This is a genomic window from Streptomyces sp. AHU1 (assembly GCF_045343905.1).
GTDB classification, from domain to species: domain Bacteria; phylum Actinomycetota; class Actinomycetes; order Streptomycetales; family Streptomycetaceae; genus Streptomyces; species Streptomyces triticiradicis.
The window spans coordinates 8185530-8203299 of record NZ_CP174283.1 but is presented as its reverse complement, the minus strand read 5'-3'; the positions used below and the strand labels follow the sequence as shown (position 1 = coordinate 8203299).

13 protein-coding genes and 1 pseudogene are annotated in these 17770 nt (G+C 72.4%); 3 read left to right on the top strand and 11 right to left on the bottom strand.

Annotated features, from left to right (window positions below; translation table 11 throughout):
• Positions 1–52 precede the first annotated feature (52 nt).
• From ACICHK_RS36185 to ACICHK_RS36175, 3 genes are all read right to left on the bottom strand, one after another.
• The gene (locus ACICHK_RS36185; protein WP_406840240.1) at positions 53–421 is read right to left on the bottom strand and encodes a DUF6479 family protein; all 369 of its coding nucleotides are present in this window, start codon (positions 419–421) and stop codon (positions 53–55) included.
• Positions 422–568: 147 nt separating this feature from the next.
• A complete protein-coding gene (locus ACICHK_RS36180) occupies positions 569–1387 on the bottom strand; it encodes a methyltransferase domain-containing protein (RefSeq protein WP_151473938.1) in 819 nt (272 codons plus the stop codon).
• 38 nt (positions 1388–1425) lie between these two features.
• Positions 1426–2856 carry an MFS transporter gene (locus ACICHK_RS36175; RefSeq protein ID WP_406840239.1) on the bottom strand — a complete coding sequence of 477 codons (1431 nt, stop codon included), beginning with the start codon at positions 2854–2856 and terminating at the stop codon, positions 1426–1428.
• A 317-nt stretch (positions 2857–3173) separates the two neighbouring features.
• On the opposite strand from ACICHK_RS36175, the gene ACICHK_RS36170 reads away from it, so the two are divergent.
• On the top strand, positions 3174–5723 hold the full coding sequence (locus ACICHK_RS36170; protein WP_406840238.1) for a SpoIIE family protein phosphatase: 2550 nt from the start codon (positions 3174–3176) through the stop codon (positions 5721–5723).
• A gap of 45 nt (positions 5724–5768) precedes the next feature.
• Here the strand turns inward: ACICHK_RS36170 and ACICHK_RS36165 are convergent, their stop codons facing one another.
• The 3 genes from ACICHK_RS36165 to tnpA all read right to left on the bottom strand — a co-directional run bounded on the left by ACICHK_RS36165 (position 5769) and on the right by tnpA (position 8081).
• Complete coding sequence (locus ACICHK_RS36165) at positions 5769–6755, bottom strand: aldo/keto reductase (RefSeq protein ID WP_406840237.1); 987 nt, start codon at positions 6753–6755, stop codon at positions 5769–5771.
• A 72-nt stretch (positions 6756–6827) separates the two neighbouring features.
• Positions 6828–7493, bottom strand: a complete 666-nt coding sequence (locus ACICHK_RS36160) for an NUDIX domain-containing protein (protein ID WP_151473947.1) — start codon at positions 7491–7493, stop codon at positions 6828–6830.
• Between the two features lie 159 nt (positions 7494–7652).
• The gene (gene tnpA, locus ACICHK_RS36155; RefSeq protein WP_406840236.1) at positions 7653–8081 is read right to left on the bottom strand and encodes an IS200/IS605 family transposase; all 429 of its coding nucleotides are present in this window, start codon (positions 8079–8081) and stop codon (positions 7653–7655) included.
• A 104-nt stretch (positions 8082–8185) separates the two neighbouring features.
• Here tnpA and ACICHK_RS36150 point away from each other — a divergent pair.
• Together ACICHK_RS36150 and ACICHK_RS36145 are read left to right on the top strand one after the other, a co-directional pair.
• Positions 8186–9427: pseudogene (locus ACICHK_RS36150) on the top strand (RNA-guided endonuclease InsQ/TnpB family protein).
• A 99-nt stretch (positions 9428–9526) separates the two neighbouring features.
• Complete coding sequence (locus ACICHK_RS36145) at positions 9527–9880, top strand: hypothetical protein (protein ID WP_151473934.1); 354 nt, start codon at positions 9527–9529, stop codon at positions 9878–9880.
• Between the two features lie 29 nt (positions 9881–9909).
• On the opposite strand, the gene ACICHK_RS36140 is transcribed toward ACICHK_RS36145, so the two are convergent.
• The 5 genes from ACICHK_RS36140 to ACICHK_RS36120 form a co-directional block, all read right to left on the bottom strand.
• Positions 9910–10791 (bottom strand): universal stress protein, encoded by an 882-nt coding sequence (locus ACICHK_RS36140; RefSeq protein ID WP_406840235.1) that lies wholly within the window; start codon positions 10789–10791, stop codon positions 9910–9912.
• 114 nt (positions 10792–10905) lie between these two features.
• Positions 10906–11946 (bottom strand): LacI family DNA-binding transcriptional regulator, encoded by a 1041-nt coding sequence (locus ACICHK_RS36135; protein WP_406840234.1) that lies wholly within the window; start codon positions 11944–11946, stop codon positions 10906–10908.
• 63 nt (positions 11947–12009) lie between these two features.
• Positions 12010–14457, bottom strand: a complete 2448-nt coding sequence (locus tag ACICHK_RS36130; protein ID WP_406840233.1) for a glycoside hydrolase family 3 C-terminal domain-containing protein — start codon at positions 14455–14457, stop codon at positions 12010–12012.
• A gap of 47 nt (positions 14458–14504) precedes the next feature.
• Positions 14505–16253, bottom strand: coding sequence for a discoidin domain-containing protein (locus ACICHK_RS36125; RefSeq protein ID WP_406840232.1), 1749 nt, complete (start codon positions 16251–16253; stop codon positions 14505–14507).
• A gap of 155 nt (positions 16254–16408) precedes the next feature.
• Positions 16409–17500 carry a DUF1996 domain-containing protein gene (locus ACICHK_RS36120; protein ID WP_406840231.1) on the bottom strand — a complete coding sequence of 364 codons (1092 nt, stop codon included), beginning with the start codon at positions 17498–17500 and terminating at the stop codon, positions 16409–16411.
• Positions 17501–17770: the final 270 nt, after the last annotated feature.

Sequence of the window (17770 nt, the reverse complement as noted above, 5' to 3'; positions counted from 1 at the left end):
GAGCCGGCCGCTCGCGACGGTCGGCCCCTTCGCGTCCCGGTCAGGTCCTGCGTCAGGTCCTGCCGGGTCCGCCGCTGCCGAAGGATCCGCTGGATCCTGGTTGCCAGCGCTTGCGGTGCTGGTCATCGGCGTGTTTGGTTCCCGCGGAGTGCATGTTGTACGGCATCAGCCGCTCACTCTCGTCCGCGGCGTGCGGCACCTCGTCGGGTTCACGTATCTCGCGCTCCTCGTGCACCGCACCGGTCTCGGGCAGCCTGGGCTGCTCCTCGGCCGTGGGCGGGCGCGATTCCAGGTTCCGCACCCGGATGCCCATCCGGACGGCCCAGACGAGGGCGCCGGCGATGACGAGGCCGCCGATGAAGGCGGCACCCGCGTTCAGCGAGGAACTCGCTGCGATCAGATCTTGGCTCGCGGTGTACATGGTGTTCGCGTACCCCCAATGCCAGGGGAAAAATGCGTACTGGCCCGTCAGCGACGGCCATTCCATTGTATTCCGGTTCAATCCGGGCGCTACGCCATGATCCTGGGCCCGGTGGATCCGGGTGCGGCGCCCCGAGCCCCGGCCCGGTCATTCGGGGCGGTGCGCCACCGCCCCGAACATCGTCACGGACATGTGCAGGCCGCCCTGTCGCGCGGCTTCCGCGAGGTCCTCGTACAGGCGGTCGCGCTGCGCCTCGCCGATGAGTCCACGACTCATCGCCGAATCGCCCAGCATCCGGATGAGCGGCCAGGCGACCGACTTGTGGTCCTGCAGCAGGGCCTGCGACCCACGGTCGTCGATCACCAGCCCGGCGGCCGTCAGCCGTCCCACCAGCTTGCGTCCGGAGTACGGGTCGGCGGCCGCGGACAGCGCGCCGGTGGTGAGCGCGGCGATCGTCTCGGGGTCGCCGGGGTGCAGGATCGTGGTCGCCCAGTCGGTGTCCAGCAGGGCGACCCGTCCGCCGGGGCGCAGTACACGCGCTATCTCGAAGACGGCCTTCTCCGGCTCGACGAGGTGCTGGAGCACCCGCTCGCACCACACCACGTCGACCGTGGCGTCGGGCAGCGGCAGGGAGAGGGCGTCGGCGTCGGCGAAGCGCGCGGCGCTGCGCTCCTCGGTGCCGCGCTGCTCGGCCACGGCACGCAGTCCGGGATTGGGCTCGATGCCGAGCACCCTGCCGCGGGGACCAACGGCCGCCGCGAGGCGCCGAGTCTGCGATCCGGTGCCCGCGCCGATGTCGAGCGCCCGTTCTCCCGGCCGTACGGCCAGGGCCGCGTGCGCCCACGAACGCAGCCGCTGCACACCGTCGTTGACGTCCTGGGCGTCGAGGGCGCCCACCAGACGAGCAGTGCTGTCCGCGCTGATGTTCTGCGCGTGGAAGGCCGACGTGGGCCGCGTGTCCACCATGGCGGTCACTCTAGAACCACCATGGTCGTTTTTCAGATTCAGATTGTGTAACGCCTCAAGGCCGGTGTGACAAAAGCGAGCACAAGCACCGCCAAGATCACCAGCAGGCCGCCGACGGCGACCGCGGCGGGTGCTCCGAAGGCCGAACCGGCCGTGCCGTGCAGTACGTCGGCGACACGCGGGCCGCCCACGACGACGACGGTGAAGACGCCCTGGAGCCGTCCGCGCATCTCGTCGGTGGCGGCGGACAGCAGGATCGCGCCGCGGAAGACCATGGAGACCATGTCGGCGGCCCCGGCCACGGCGAGGAAGGCCACGGCGAGCCACAGACTGCCGCTGAGGCCGGACCCGGCGATGGCCGCGCCCCAGGCCGCGACGGAGACGATGACCATCAGGCCGTGTCTGCGGGCGCGGGAGAAGGTGCCCGACATCAGCCCGCCCACGACCGCGCCGACGGGGATCGCCGCGAACAGCAGTCCGAGCGCGAGCCCCTCCCCGTAGGAGGCGTACGTCTCGGCGGCGAGTTGCGGGAACAGGGCACGCGGCATGCCGAGGACCATGGCGATGATGTCGGCGAGGAAGGACAGCAACAGCACCTTGTGCAGCGCGATGTAGCGGAAGCCGGCCACCACTTCGCGCAGGCCGGCGCGCCCGGAGGCCGCTCCCGCGAGGGGTGGCAGCGCGGGGAGCCGCAGGACGGCCCACACGGTGACGCACAGGGCGAGGGCGTCGATCAGATAGAGCTCCGGCAGCCCGACGAGGGGGATGAGCGCGCCGGCGAGCATCGGCCCGGCCACCGAGCCGGTCTGCATGACGGTCGCGCCGAGCGCGTTGGCGGCGGGCAGTTCGTCCGCCGGGACGAGCCGGGCGACGGACGCGCTGCGGGCCGGGGAGTTGAGGCCGAAGAACGCCTGCTGCAGGGCGAGCAGGACCATCAGGACGAGCACCGAGTCCAGTCCGGTGACGGCCTGGGCCCAGAAGAGCAGCGAGGTGACGGCTATGCCGGTGTTGGTGACGAGGAGCAGCTTGCGGCGGTCCATGCTGTCGGCGATCGCACCGCCCCACAGGGCGAAGACCACCAGGGGCAGCAGGCCGGCGAGGCTCGCGTAGCCGACCCAGGCCGAGGAGCCGGTGATGTCGTAGATCTGTTTGGGCACGGCGACCGCGGTGAGCTGGCTGCCCACGGCGGTGACGGCGGTCGACGACCACAGCCGGCGGTAGGCGGGGCGGCGCAGCGGCCTGGTGTCCATGGCCCACCGGCGCCATCCGGAGCGACCGGTCCGCCCGGCGCCGGCGCTCCCGTCGGCCGTTCCGGCGTTCCCGTCGGCCGTCCCGGTGCCTCCGCCGGTCGCTCCAATGCCTCCGCCGGTCGTTCCGGTGCTCCTGCCGGGCGTCGCGGTGCCGCTGTCCGTACCGCTCTCGCCGCTGCTCTCGCTCGTGTCCACGCTCATCCTGGTTGCTCGATACATCTTTCGATTCGGGGATCACTATGGCCGAGCGGGGGCGGCTCGTGTCCCCCCGGGGACCTGATCGGGACACCGGGCACCCCGCGCCGGGCCCCGCGGGCCCGCCGTGGCGGCCCGGGCCGGTGTCCTGGACCGCCCGCTCCCGGACGGCTCCCGGCGCAGGTCCGAGCCGGTGCGTCCACGCCGGGCCCGCGCGGGCCCGGCCGGGAGGAACGGCCCCGCCTCCCGGCGCCGCGGAGGGCGCCGAGGTGCGGCGAGCGACCTGGGAGGCGCATTCTTGCTGTGTTGACCCCCGGCGGCGGGCGGACGAGGGCAGATCGATGACAGGGAGCGCCGAGCGTGAGGGCCAGGCGCCGGACGGCCTGACCTCCCTGCTCAGTGACGCGGTGACGGACGCGATCCGGGCCGCCCGCGGCTTCGCGGGAGGCGTCTATCTGCGCTCCCGCACGCCCGGCCTGCTGCGTATGGCCGTGCTCGCGGGGCTTCCGGGCCCCCTCTTCCGGCCCTGGTCGCGCATGCACGTGGACCGGCCGTTCCCGGTCGCGGACGCCCATCGGCTCGGCGTGGAGGTACTGCTCGCCGACCCGACGGAGACCATGCGCCGCTATCCCCAGCTCGCGGCGGGACTGCCGTTCCAGTTCGGTTCGCTCTACGTGCCGGTGGTGGGCGACTCCACCGCGTACGGCGTCCTGATCGTGCTGCGCCCGCCGGCCTCGGACGCCACCGAGGTCCTGCCGGACCGCGACCGGATGACGGCGGTGGCGGCGGAGCTCGGAGCCGCCCTGGCGCGGCTGGAGAAGGACGGGTCCCCGGTCCTGTGGGACGGTGACCCCCTCGGGACCCGGCCACCGGTCGACGGCCCGTCCACCCGGTGCGTCGGGGGGTTCACCTGGGATCCGGACGACGGCACGCTGATCGCGGACGACGCCCTGTGGGCGCTGCTCGGGATCCCCCAGGAGGATTTCGCGGGGACGCCCGAGGCCTTCGCGGACGCGCTGGCCCATGACGAGCCCCGGCTGCTGCTGGCCGCCCTGCGCGAGACCGCCGCGGGACGGCCGCCGTTCCATCCCCTGCCGGTGCGCACCGGCGGCGGCGGACTGCGGCTCCTCGAACTGTGGACCGCGGGTGGAGGGGACGTCCCGCCGTTCCGGGTCAGCGGCGCCCTCGTCGACCCGGGGCCGGGGCCGGCGGCGGACGGGGCGGCCGACCAGCTTCCGGAGGGCGTCTTCGCGATCGACCGGATCGGGCTGATCACCTACGCCAATCCGCGGGCCGCCGACCTCCTCGGCCGCCCGCGCTCCGAGCTGCTGGGACGGCTGCTGTGGGACGTGGTGCCCTGGATGGACCACCCCGCCTACGAGGACCACCTGCGCAGCGCGCTGCTCTCGCCGGACCCGGTGCACTTCCGGGCCCGCAGCCCGGTGGGGAGCGGCACCGAGACGACCCCGGGACACCTGACGGGCACCTGGCTGAGCTTCTCCGTCTATCCCGGCCCCCGCGGCGTGACCTGCAAGATCACGCCCCTGGGACGGGTCTCGGGGCCCGCCGGGAACACCCCGTTCGACGTGGAGGCGACCCAGGCCGTACAGACCGAGGCCGAGCAGCCCGACTCGGGTGTCTCGGGCACGGCGCCGCAGTACCGGCCCATCGTCCTCGCGATCGCGCTGACCGAGGCGGTGACCGCGCGGCAGGTGTCCGAAGTGGTGATGCGCGAGCTGCTGCCCGCCTTCGGCAGCCGCCGCCTGGCCATCTACCTGCTCCAGGACCGCCGGCTCTACCTGGCCTGGGAGACCGGTTTCCCGCAGGGGTTCCTCGCCCCCTTCGACGGCGTGGGCCTGGACGCCAAACTGCCCGGGGTCGAGACGCTCACCAGCGGCCGGGCGCTGTTCTTCGAGTCGATGCAGCAGCTGGCCGCCGCCTATCCGGGCGTCGCCCTGGACGCCACCCTCGGGGCCCGCGCCTTCCTGCCGCTGATCGCCTCCGGACGCCCGGTCGGCTCGTGCATCCTCGGATTCGACCGGCCCCGGAGCTTCAGCACCGAGGAACGCACGGTCCTCACCGCGCTCGCCGGGCTGATCGCCCAGGCCCTGGAGCGGGCGCGGCGCTACGACAACGAGGCGGCGCTCGCCCGCGGGCTCCAGGAGGCCCTGCTGCCGCACCGGCTGTCGGCGCACCCCCTCGTGCAGACGGCGGGCCGCTACCTTCCCGGCACCGTCGGCATGGACGTGGGCGGCGACTGGTACGACGTCGTCGAGGCCGGCGACGGGCTCGCCCTCGTCATCGGCGACGTACAGGGCCATGGCGTCCAGGCCGCCGCCACCATGGGACAACTCCGCAGCGCGGTCCGGGCGTTCGCCCTCGGGGACCACCCTCCGGACGAGGTGATGAGCGGCACCAACCGGCTGCTCATCGACCTCGACCCGGGCCAGTTCGCGAGTTGCTGCTACGTCCGGGTGGACCCCCTGACCGGTGAGGCGCAGGCCGCGCGGGCCGGGCACCCGCAGCCGCTGCTGCGCCATCCCGACGGCAGCACCGAGGTCCTGGACCTGCCGGGCGGTGTGGTGCTCGGCGTGGACCCGGGCGCCGACTACCCCGTGACGGACCTGGTGCTGGAGCCCGGGGCCGTGCTGGCCCTGTACACGGACGGACTGGTCGAACGGCCCGGCACGGACATCGACGAAGGGGTCGAAGCCCTGCGCTCCACCCTGGCCGGGGCGGGCACCCCGCGGCACCGCACGGCGGGCAGCCCCTCCCTGTCCCGCGCCGCCGACCTGCTCACCGCGGAGGCCCGGCAGGCCGACGAGCGCCCCGACGACATCGCCCTGCTGCTCACCACCCGCAGACCGCCCCGCAAGGGTGGACACACGTGACGGACGCCGTCCGGGCCGCCCTCGGCGACGGGGGCCCGGCGGGTGTCAGTGGGCCGCGTCCAGGCGGGCCCGCTGGTCCGGGGTGAGCTCCAGGTCCACCGCGGCCAGGTTCTCCTCCAACTGGGCCACCGAGGAGGCTCCGGCCAGCGGGATCACCGGCAGCTCGCCGCCGATCTGCCAGGCCAGCACGACCTGGTTGAGGGTCGCCCCCGTCTCCTTCGCCACGTCCCGGAGCACGGCGAGCCGGGCGGTGTTCCCCGGGTGGTCGTAGTCGGGGGGCAGCGGCTTGTCCCGCCGCCCGTAGGCACCGCCCAGCAGCGGTGAGTAGGCGACCAGGGTCAGTCCCTCCTCCGCCCCCAGGTAACTGAGGAGTTCTCCGGTCGCGGCGCCGAGGTTCCCCTCGGGGAAGAGCCCGCTCGGCACGTCGGAGCGCGGGCGCAGCAGGCTGTGCTGGTACTGAAGGACCTCGTAGCCGGGCAGTTGCGCCCCGGCGGCCAGGGCCCGGGCCCGCTCCACGCGCCAGACGGCGTGGTTGCTCACCCCGAGGAGCCCGACGCTGCCCCGCGCGACGAGTTCGGCGAACGCCTGGACGCTCTCGCCCGCTTCGACGGTGCGGTCCTCTATGTGCGCGTACAGGAGGTCGATCCGCTCCACCCCGAGGCGTTCCCGGCTCCGCTCGGAGGCCTCGTGGATCGCCTTGGCGGACAGGCCCTCGGGATTGTCGACGAAACCGGTCCCCGGGGCCAGCGGGCGGGCGCCGAGCTTGGTCGCGAGGACGATCTCGTCGCCGACGCCCCGGCTGCGCCGCCAGCGTCCGAGCAGTTCCTCGCTCTGCCCGCCCCGGCTGCCGTCGGTCCAGTAGGCGTAGTTGTCGGAGGTGTCGATGAAGTTGCCGCCGGCCTCGACGTAGCGGTCGAGCACGGCGAACGAGGTCTCCTCGTCGGTCAGTGAGCCGAACAGCATCGCTCCGAGCGCGAGCACGCTCACCTCACGGCGGGTGGCCGGGTCCGTGCCGATCGTGCGGTAACGCATGGTGTTCCTTCCCGTCCGGGCCCGAAGTGCCCGGGCCCGGACGGGAGTCTGCTCGTTGGAGCGCTCTCGAGGTCAAGCCTTGGCGAACGGCCCCTCCAGGGCGGCCCACTGCAGCAGCATGATGGTCTTGGCGTCCGCGATCTCCCCGGTGCGGATCATCGACAGGGCCTCGCGGAAGGGCAGTTCGACCGTCTCGATGTCCTCTCCCTCCTCGTCGAGTCCGCCGCCCTCGTGGGTGCGGGTGGACGGACCGTACGAAGCGGCGTAGAAGCTCACCCGTTCGGTGACCGAACCCGGACTCATGTAGACGTCGAAGACGTGCTCGACCTCCCCGACGGTGTGCCCGGTCTCCTCGATCACCTCGCGCCGCACGGCGACCTCGGGGTGCTCGTCGTCCTCGTCGAGGAGGCCGCCGGGCGTCTCGACCAGCATGCCGTCCGGGTGCCCGTTGACATACACCGGATAGCGGAACTGCCTGGTCAGCAGCACGGTTTCCCGCTCGGCGTCGTACAGCAGGAGGGTGGCCCCGTTGCCGCGGTCGTGGGTCTCGCGCTCCTGGGTGCTCCAGGTCCCGTCGGCGCGCAGGAGGTCGAAGGTGGTGGTGCGCTCCACGTACCAGTGGCAGGACAGGAGCTTCACGTCGCGGATCCTGACCCGCGGGTTGCCGGTCAGGTCACGGCCCGTCCGGTCGAGTCCGGTGCGGCCCCTGCGGTCGGGGGTGTCGATGCCCGCGGTCATCGCGTGCGGGCCCGGCGGGCGCGGGAGTTGTCGTTCATGGGGTCTGTCCACCTTTGATCTTGCGCAGTGCTCCCCCGTTCGCGGGGGAGGTGAAGCGCGTCTCGATACTGTCATGGCTTTGGCTTCGGTTACGGACCTGCGCTTTTGGCTTCAGCCAGGTCATCCGGGGCGCTGCTGGTCCTCGATGTACTGGCGCACGACGGTCAGCGGCGCCGCGCCGCAGCTTCCGGCGAAGTACGATCCGGACCAGAAATGCCCGCCCCACAGGTACCGGTGTACGTGCGCGTCGTACTCCTTGCGCAGGTAGCGGGAGGAGACGCCCTTGAGAGAGTTGACCAGCCTGGAGAGTTGGATCTTGGGCGGATAGTGCACCAGGAGGTGCACGTGGTCCTCTTCGCCGTTGAACTGCTTCAGCTCGGCCTCGAAGTCACGGCAGACCTCTCGCATGATTTCCTCGCACCTGATCAGCATGGCGTCCGTCATGGCCTTGCGCCGATACTTCGTGACAAAAACCAAGTGGACATGCAGGCTGTGGACAACGTGACGGCCGGTGCGTACATCAGGGTTCGGATTCCACCGTGGTGACATGAGCCAAACGCTATCGTGATCGAGTGAACACGGAACGTTCATGGGAGAAGCGGCAGTTCGGTCATCGTGCCCGACTTGTGCTGACCCCTGCGCAGATCCGGCTCGTGGACAACCAGGCGCACGCGGCCCGCACCCTGTGGAATCTGCTGCACGACTGGTGGACGATGCTGCCCAAGGACAAGCGTTCCCTGGCTGCGGCGGACACGGCGATCCGCCAGGCCCGAAGCGAGATCGACTGGCTCGCCGTCCTCCCCGCCCAGGCCGCGCAAGCGGTACTGAAGACCTACTTCCAGGCGTGGAAGAACTGCTGGGCCGGCCGCGCCCACGCGCCGAGCTTCAAGGCCCGCGTCCGCACGGTGATGTCCGTGGACATCCCGCAGGGGCGGGACCTGAACGTCGCCCGTGTGCACCGCCGCTGGGGCGTGGCCAGCATCCCCAAGATCGGACGGGTCCGGTTCCGCTGGACCAAAGACCTTCCCGTGGGCAAGCGCGCCGACATGGAGAACCGGATCACCGGGGCGCGGCTGGTCAAGGACGCGCTCGGCTGGCACATCTCCTTCCGCGTCCAGACCCTCGAAGCCGGGCCGGAACCACACACCGGCCCGGACGTCGGTATCGATGCCGGGGTGAACCTGCCCCTGGCCCTCTCGGACGGCAACCATCAGGACCACGAACGCCCGCCCCGTCTTGCCGACGGCACGGCTGACCGGGACAAGTGGCTGAACCCGCCCGAGAAGGCCAAGCTCCTGGGCCTGGAACGACGCGCCGCCCGGCGTGAGCAGCACCGCAAGCGGGGGGAGAAGACCTCGCGCCGCTTGCAGCACACTTACGACCAGATCAAACAGCTCCGCGCCAAAGCCACGCGCCGCGCCGTCGACTGGCAGCACAAGACCACCACCGGAATCGCCAGGCAGTACGGCACCGTCGTGATCGAACAGCTCAACATCAAGAACATGGTCAAGTCCGCCAGGGGCACCATCGAGGAACCCGGCCACAACGTCGCGTAGAAGTCCGGCCTGAACCGCTCCATCAGCCAGGAGGCATGGGGCCGCACCGTGACCATGCTGACCTACAAAACCGCCCGCCAGGGCGGCACCCTGCACAAGGTTCCCGCCCCAGGCACTTCCTTGCGCTGCTCGGCATGTGGGTTCACCACACCGGGCGGCCGGGAGGACCAGGCCACCTTCGTATGCAAGCATCTGGATTGTGGATGGTCGGGCAATGCGGACTGGAACGCGGCCCGCAACGTCTTGCACCTGTACCGGAGGGGCCACGCGCTCGTCCCGGCTGCCGGGAGGGCAGTCGTCAGGCGTCCCCGTGGCGTCAAGCCCGCCACCGCGAGGTAGGCAGGAATCTCCCTCATCCAGTTCACGAGGGAGAACACTTCAACATCCCGAGACCAAGATCCTGGTCACAGCGGGGCTTCACCCGTTTAGGCTCGCGGCATGGAACAGACGGAGATCATCCTGCGCGCGATCGGCGTGCTCACCGAGACCAACGCCATGGTGCGCAGGATCGCCCAGGACGAGGAGGCCGGGGTCGAGTCGGCCGAGAACAACCTGGGCGCGCTCGTCACCGAGGTGTTCCCGCGCGTCGAGGTGCCCGGTGACGCCGGCCCCGCGGAGGCGGGACAGGCGGTCGCGGACGCCTATCTGCCCGCCGCCATCTCACTGGTGGGCGCCTTCGCGTTCCTCTTCTCCGAACTCGCCGACCTCCACGACTCCGGACGGACCGACGTCTCGACGGCCGATCTGCTCCAGGACCTCGCCCTGCGGATGTCCCGGGCCGACAACGGCTAGGGCCTGTCTCCGGCCCGGGGTGCCCGGGGTCAGGCGTGCGGGACGACCGCCACCGGGCAGGGCGCGTGGTGCATCACCGCGTGGGCCACCGAACCGATGCGTACGCCCATCGCCGGACGGTCGGCCCTGCGGCCGACGACCATCAGCTGGGCCCGGTCGGAGAGGGACAGCAGCACCTGGCCCGCGCTGCCCATCTCGACGTGCTGGGTGACGGGCACCTCGGGAAAGCGTTCCCGCCACGGCCGCAGGGCCTCTTCCAGCGCCTTCCGCTCGTACGGCTCCAGGCCGCCGGCCTCGTCCAGCATCTTCAGCGAACCGGGGCTGTAGGCGAACACCGGCGGCAGGCTCCACGCCCGTACGGCCCGCAGCGCCGCGCCGCGGGCCGCCGCGGTCTCGAACGCGAAACGCAGTCCGGCCGCGCCGTCCTCGGGACCGCCCTGATGGCCCACGACGATCTCCCGGCCGCCCGCCTCGTCCCCGGGGCGGTCCTCCGAACGCACCAGCACGACCGGGCAGGGCGCCTCGGAGATCACCCGTTGCCCGACGGAACCGAGCAGGAAGCCGACGAACGCGCCGTACCCGCGCGACCCGAGGACCAGCATCCCGGTGTCGGCCGCGACGCCCAGCAGCGCCTCCACCGCGTCGCCTCCCTCGGAGTCGATCACGTCGACCGTCACCCGCAGGCCGACGTGCCGGTCGGTGACCGTGCGGGCCGCGTCCTCGATCATGTCGTGGGCCCAGTGCGCCTGGTCCTCCCGGTCACCACCGCCGACCATGTCGTGCGGCGGCCAGTGCCAGGCGTACACCACCCGCAGGGGCACGTCCCGCCGGACGGCCTCACGGCCCGCCCAGGCCAGCGCCGCCCTGCTCTCGGGTGATCCGTCCACGCCCACGGTGATCGGGTGGGTCATCCGCCTGCCTTCCGTCGCCGGCCCGCCTGACCGGCCGGGTGCTCGTTCGTCCTGACCCGTACAGTGTCCGCCACCGGCGGACTCCCGTCGGGGCCGCCCACGGACGTGGGGGCGCTACGCCGACGCGCGGAGCACGAGTTCCGGGTCGAAGACCAGCGAGGTGGGTTCGGTGCGCACGCCCCGGACGTGCTCGTCCAGGAGAGCCGCCATCGCCGCGGCCATCTCCTCCACCGGCTGGCGCACCGTGGTCAGGGGAGGCCGGCAGGTCACCGCCACGCTGGAGTCGTCGAAGCCGACGACCGCGACGTCGTCCGGCACCCGCCTGCCCCGTTCCCGCAGCAGCTGGCACACGCCCTGGGCCATCAGGTCGTTGGCGGCGAACACCCCGTCCACATCCGGGTGTTCGGCCAGCAGCCCGGACATTGCGGCCATTCCGCTGTCCAGCGTGAACCCGCCCTCGGCGACCGGGACGTACGGGTGTCCCCTGCGGGCCATCGTGTCGCGGAACCCGGCGAGCCGGTCCTGGCTCGCGGCCACGCCGAGCGGACCCGTGACGGTGACGATCCGCCGGCAACCCCGGTCCAGCAGGTGTTCGGCGGCCAGCCGCGCCCCCTCGCGGTGGGCGAGGTCGACGTAGCTGAGCCCGACGGGCCGGGAGGGCCGGGCGAAGAGGACGGCGGGGACCCCCGCGTCGGCGAGCAGGGCGGGCAGCGGGTCGTCGGCGTGGGTGGAGACGACGAGGGCGCCGTCCGCGCTGCCCTGCCGCAGGTCGGCCAGCACCTGGCTCCTGGTCTCGGCGGACTCGGCGAACATCAGCAGCGGATGCATCGAGCGTGGACGCAGGTATCCCACCACGCCGCTGACGACCCGTCCGAAGAAGGGGTCCGCGAACACCCGTGCCGTGAAGGCGTTCTGCTCCTCCCCCGGGGTGTCGCCCGCGCCGGAGACGATCAGCGCCACCGTCTGGCTGCGCCGGGTCACCAGCGATCTGGCGGCCCGGTTGGGCGCGTACCCGGTCCGCTCGACGGCCTGGCGCACCACCTCCTGGATCCCCGGGTCGACGTTGCGGACCCCGTTGATGACCCGGGACACGGTCGCGCGGGAGACTCCGGCCACTCGCGCGACATCCTCCAGCGTGGGGGCCTGTCTGCTCATGGCGGCACCCTAACGGCACGGTGCCGCCCCGGGATAGAGCGCTCTCCCCCAGCCGTCCACCGCTCAGCCGGGGGACCGGACCGGTGCGGTGGCCGTCAGCGGCAGGGCGCCCGCGGAACGGCCGGCGAACACGCGGCAGGGGCCGGTCGGCGTGCGCCACGCGTGCTCGTCCTCGTCCCAGTGACGCAGCGCGCGGGCCGGTATCCGTACCGACGCCGTCGCCCGTTCCCCCGGTTCCGCGACGACCGCGGTGTATCCGGCGAGCCGGCGGGCCGCGCGGTCGAGGGGGCCGGGGGGCCGGGCGAGGTAGACCTGGACGACCTCGCGTCCGCGTCGCGGGCCCGTGTTGCGCACCTCGACCCGCACGGTGAACGCCTCGCCGGCCACGATCTCGTCGGGGACGGCCAGCCCCTCGTACGCCCAGGTGGTGTAGCCGAGTCCGTGCCCGAACCAGTAGGCCGGTGCGCGGTCGTGGCGTGCCCAGGCGCGGTAGCCGATGTGCGGGCCCTCGGTGTAGTCGAGGCGCCCGCCCTCGGGCCGGGTGCGGGTGACCGGCGCGTCGGCGAGCCTCGTCGGCCAGGTCGTGGGCAGCCGTCCACCGGGTTCGGCCCGGCCGAACAGCACGTCGGCCAGGCCCGCGCCGCCCTCCTGCCCGGGGAACCAGGTCAGCAGTACGGCACCGGCCCGCGCGCGCCAGGGCAGTTCGACCGGTCCGCCGCTGTTGACGACGACGACCGTGCGCGAGCCGAAGGCGGTCACCGCGCGGACCAGGTCGTCCTGGCGTCCGCCGAGCCCGAGGTCCGTCCGGTCGTGCCCCTCGGACTCGCCGTGTTCGGTGGTGCCGACGACCACGATCGCCGCGTCCGCCCCGCGGGCCGCCCGCACCGCCTCGGCCAGGGCCGGACCGTCGTCGGGGCGGGGCGGGGCCGCGGTGACGACGGTGGCCCGGCCGGTCCCCGGGGCGAGTTCGCGGCGCGCCACCACGCGCACCGCGTGTCCCGCCGCGAGGGGGACGGTCACACCGTGGACGGGCGGGTTCACGTGGACGACTGCCGGATCGTCGGTGTCCCTGCCGAACTCCCCGTCCAGGACGACGCGTTCGTCGACCGTGAGGCTCAGGCGGCCGAACCCGCCGACTCCGAGCACCCACCGTCCGGAGGATCCCGGAAGCAGGGAGGCGCCGATCTCGACGGTGTGCGCGCCGGGTGGCAGCGGTGGTTCCAACTGCCTTCCGCTCGTGCGGTGTTCGGAGTGCAGTTCACGCCCTGCCGGGTCCAGCACCCGCAGCCGGACGCCGGGGTCGCCGGTGACGGGGTCGGTGCACAGGTCCGGGGTCAGGGGTGCCGGAGGCGCGTCCGCCGAGGGGCCCGGCACATGGACGACGCGCACGCCGTCGCCGAGCGCGGCCCTGATGCCGTCGAGCGGTGTGACGACCCGCTCGGGGAAGACCCCCGCGCTGCCGCCGCCCTGGACGCGCGGCAGGGCCGCGTGCGTGCCGATCACGGCGACGGTGCGCAGCCGGGCGGGGTCGAGCGGGAGGACACCGTGATTGTGCAGCAGGACGGTGCTCGCGGCCGCGGCCTCGCGCAGCAGCGCGCGTGCCCCGGACCGGCCGGTGACGGGCGGGGCGGACGTCCGCGGCTCCCCCAGCGCACCGCAGGCGGCGGCGAGCCCGAGCAGGCGCCGCACCTTGTCGTCGACGGCCTCGCGCGGAACACGCCCCGCCTCCACGGCCCGCACCAGCGCCTCCCCCCAGGCGCTCTCCGGTCCCGGCATCACGAGGTCGAGGGCGGCGAGGGCGGCCGGTTCGCAGCTTTGGACCGCTCCCCAGTCGGAGACCACCACGCCGTCGAAGCCCCACGCGCTCTTGAGGGGGTCGTCGAGCAGCGGACTGGCGGTCATCGTCGCGCCGTTGACGCCGTTGTACCCGGCCATGACCACCCGGACGCCGGCTTCGACGGCCGCCTCGAACGGCGCCAGGTACACCTCCCGCAGGGCCCGCTCCGGCACCCGTACGTCGACGGTCAGCCGGTCGGTCTCGGAGTCGTTGGCCACGTAGTGCTTGGCGGTGGCGGCCACTCCGTGCGCCTGGATCCCCCTGATGAGCGCGGCGCCGGTGCGGCCGGTCAGTTCGGGGTCCTCGGAGCAGCACTCGAAGTGCCGCCCGCCGAGCGGTGTCCGGTGGAGGTTGAGGGTGGGCGCGAGGACGACGTCGACGCCCTTGCGGCGCGCCTCGGCGGCGAGCAGCCCGCCGAGGCGCTCCACCAGTTCCTCGTCCCACAGGGCCCCGAGCGCGGACGCCGAGGGCAGCAGCAGGGCGGGGTCGCGCTCGTCCCAGGACTGTCCGCGCACTCCGGCGGGACCGTCCGACAGGACCATCTCCCTCAGCCCCAGAGCCGGTTCGGCCCGGGTGCGCCAGGTGGTCGCGCCGGTCAGCAGCCGGACCTTCTCGCGGAGCGTGAGCTTGCCGAGGAGCGCCTCGCGCTCCGCCTCGTCGCCCGACCGTCGCACCGGCGCGGCCCCCTTCCCGGGAGAGCGCTCTCCACCGGTGTCGGGGTTCAGTTGTAGACCCCGAACTCGTACAGCGAATAACCCCAGCCGGTGCCGCGGGCCGTGCCGTTCACCCGCACGTAGCGGCCGGTGCCGGACACGTCGAGGTCGTCGACGCCGCCGTTGCCGTCGGTGACCGTGCGGACCGTGGTCCAGTTCTGCCCGTCGTCCGAGGTCTGCAGGGTGTAGGCCTTGGCGTACGAGGTCTCCCAGACCAGTTGGACATGGCGGAACGAGGTGCGGGCGCCGAGGTCGACCCGCAGCCACTGGGGGTCGCTCCAGTCGCCGGCCCAGCGGGTGTTCGGGTTGCCGTCGACGGCGTTCGCCGCGGTGCAGGGGCAGTCGCCGCCGCCGGTCTGGAACGAGGAGGCGGTGGCGGGCCTGCCGAGGGCGAGGTTCGTTCCGCCCGGCGTCGGCGGCACGATCCGCACCGACCGGCTCTCCACACCGACGTTGCCCTTGCCGTCCTTGGCCTTGACGTAGAACTTCCACACTCCGGGCCGGTCCGACGCGGTCACCCTGAGCCGACCGCCGCCGAGGTCGGTGAAGGGCAGCGGGTTCAGCTGTCCGCTCCGGTCGAGGTACATGCTGTTGTCCAGCACCTCGTAGGTGACCGGGTCGCCGTCGGGGTCGGTGGCCTTCACCGAGAGGGTGAGGTCGCGCCCGGCGGGCACCCTGCCCGCGTCCCCCTCGACGGCGAGATCCGTGATGACCGGTGGTGTGTCGTCCCGGGAGGTGTCCCCGCCGTACGCCCTCTTCACGGCGTAGTACGACAGCCGTTTCTCGCCCGCGGGCAGCAGGTTGAACCAGATGCCGCCGAAGTCGTACTCGGTCCCGTAGTGGAACATCGTGGCGCCGAGCGCGACGCCCCGGTGTCCGGTGACGCAGTCCCACGCCCGGGTGTACCCGTCGGCCTTCGCCCGGTCGGAGGGTTCGGCGGGGACGCCGTTGGCGTCGTCCGGGACCTCCCACTCACCCGCGGGACCGCTTTCGGTGACGATGTAGGGCTTGGTGTAACCACCTTGCTGCCAGGCGGACTTGATGTCGCAGACGGCGTCGTAGGAGTTCACCGCGTACAGGTCCAGATCGGGCGCGTTCCTCTTGTAGTAGGGCCAGGCGCCGGTCCACGCGTCGGTGGAGGTGACGGGGTGGTTCGGGTCGACGGCGTGGATCTTCTTGGCGATGTCGCCGACGAGTGCCGTGTAGGCGTCCCGCTGCCGTTCCAGTTCGTCGCCGCCGTAGCAGTTCTGGAGTCCGAGCACGGACTCGTTCCCGACGTCCCACATCAGGACGCCGGGGTTGTCCTTGTAGGTGGCGGCCCACTGCGGGAACTCGGTGAGCACCTGGTTCCTGTAGGCGGTGTCCGTGAGGTAGTTCACGCAGCCGCCGCTGCCGGGGCCGCCGCCGGGCTGCAGCCAGAAGCCCGCGATCACCCTGATGCCCTGGGCGGCCGCCGCGTCGAAGAGGGACTTGCTGGAGGCGTCGGTGCCCCAGGTGCGGACGGTGTTGACGCCCATCGATCTCAGGTCGGGCAGGTAGCGGCCCGCGTCGGCGACGGCCGGGCCCCAGGTGAGGCCCTTGATCTGGTACGGGTTTCCGTCGACGGTCAGCCGCCAGTCGCCCTGCGATCCGGTGACCCTGACGACGCCGCCGGCCGCCTGGGCCTGCGGGGAGGGCAGGACGAGCGCTCCCGCGGCGAGCAGGCCCGCGGTGAGGGGCGCCACGACGCGGCGCCGGGTGGTACGGGATCCGGTCATGGGTGTCCGTCCGGGGTACGGGTGAAGGGTGCGGGTGAAGGGACGCGCAGGAGAGGTGCGCGCGGGAGAGGCGCTGGTGCGAGGGTGACGCGGGAGGACGTCCGGTCCCGCCGGCCCGGGTGCGCGCCGGACCGGCGGGACGCGCCGGTGTCGCGTCAGGGGAGCCGGTAGTTCGCGTCGAGCGCCGCGCCCGCCTCGGGATGCGTCTGGTCGTAACCGCGGGCGTCGCACTGGAGTCCGCCGACGACGCAGTGGTCGACGAGCGCCTTGAGCGTCGGCGGGTCCCACGCGTTGAAGAAGTCGTAGTGGAACGAGTAGCCGGCGCCGCTCGAGAGCCTGACCTGTGACATGTCGCCGTTGACCGGGAAGGCCATCTTGAACTCGATCATCGGCAGGGCGACCGGGTGGTCGTCCGGGCAGATGTTGTCGTTGGTTCCGGGGTTCACCACCGGGTACGCCATGTGGCTCTGGTGGTTCGGTGTGTCCAGGTACTTGCCGTCCCAGCAACTGGGCGCCTGGAAACGGATGTTGAGCTGGACGTCGGCCGTGTTCGGGCACTGCTGCGGGAAGTCCGTGTTGAAGTAGCTGTTGCCGCACTCCCACCCCTCGACGAACCCCCGGTGGTTGCGGAAGTCGGCCGCGGACTGCATCGGGCTGCCGACCACGAAGCGCAGCCCTTTCGGGAAGGGCCGCACGCTGGTGTAGTCGGTGACGCCCGCCTTGTAGTAGATGACCTGCGGCCCCACCGGCAGGACGGGGGTGCCGCCCTTGAGCAGGGTCGGCATCCAGTACGCGGACTTGTCGCCGGGAGCCCTGCAACTGGTCGAACCGGCGTCGAGCGAGGCGGTGGTGCTGGCCGCGTCGGTCGTGGTGTTGCCCATGAAGGTGTGATCGTGGGACTTGCCCGGCTGGCCGGGGTAGACGATCGGGTCGTCCGGCCTGGTGCGGGTCACCGAGCAGTTCGCCTGGAACTCGTGGAAGTAGCGGTGCGCCGGCTCCGCCTTGGACGGGACGACCCCGGCGACCTGGGGATTCGCCGGGATGTAGCCGTCGCCGTCGGGGTCCTCGGGTGAGGAGAGCGTCGAGGCGGGCATCGCGTGCACGGCATGGACGGCACCTGGGCCGGCCGACGACGGCGGACCGGACGCCGGGTCGGCGCTCATCGCCACTCCGGCCAGGCCGAGCGAGGTCAGCACCAGCGCGCCGGACATCAGCATTCCTGAGACGATCTTCGATCTCCGTGCCATGGAGACCTCCTGCCACGTCGATGGGGACGGTGGGGGTCGAACGGCCGGGCGGCGTCGAGCACGGGCCGCCGGACCGTCCGCGTGACGGTCCATCACATGTGCCGAGGAAACGGGAGAGCGCTCTCCCGTCGAGGAGTGTTGTGGCGGTCGCACGAGGGTGTCAAGGGAATCGGCGAAGGATCGTCCGTCGACGTTGAGCGCACCTCTTGAACGCGGCCGCGGGCCCGCCGTGGATCTCCGAACCAACCCATTTGTTGCCCAAGTACCTCA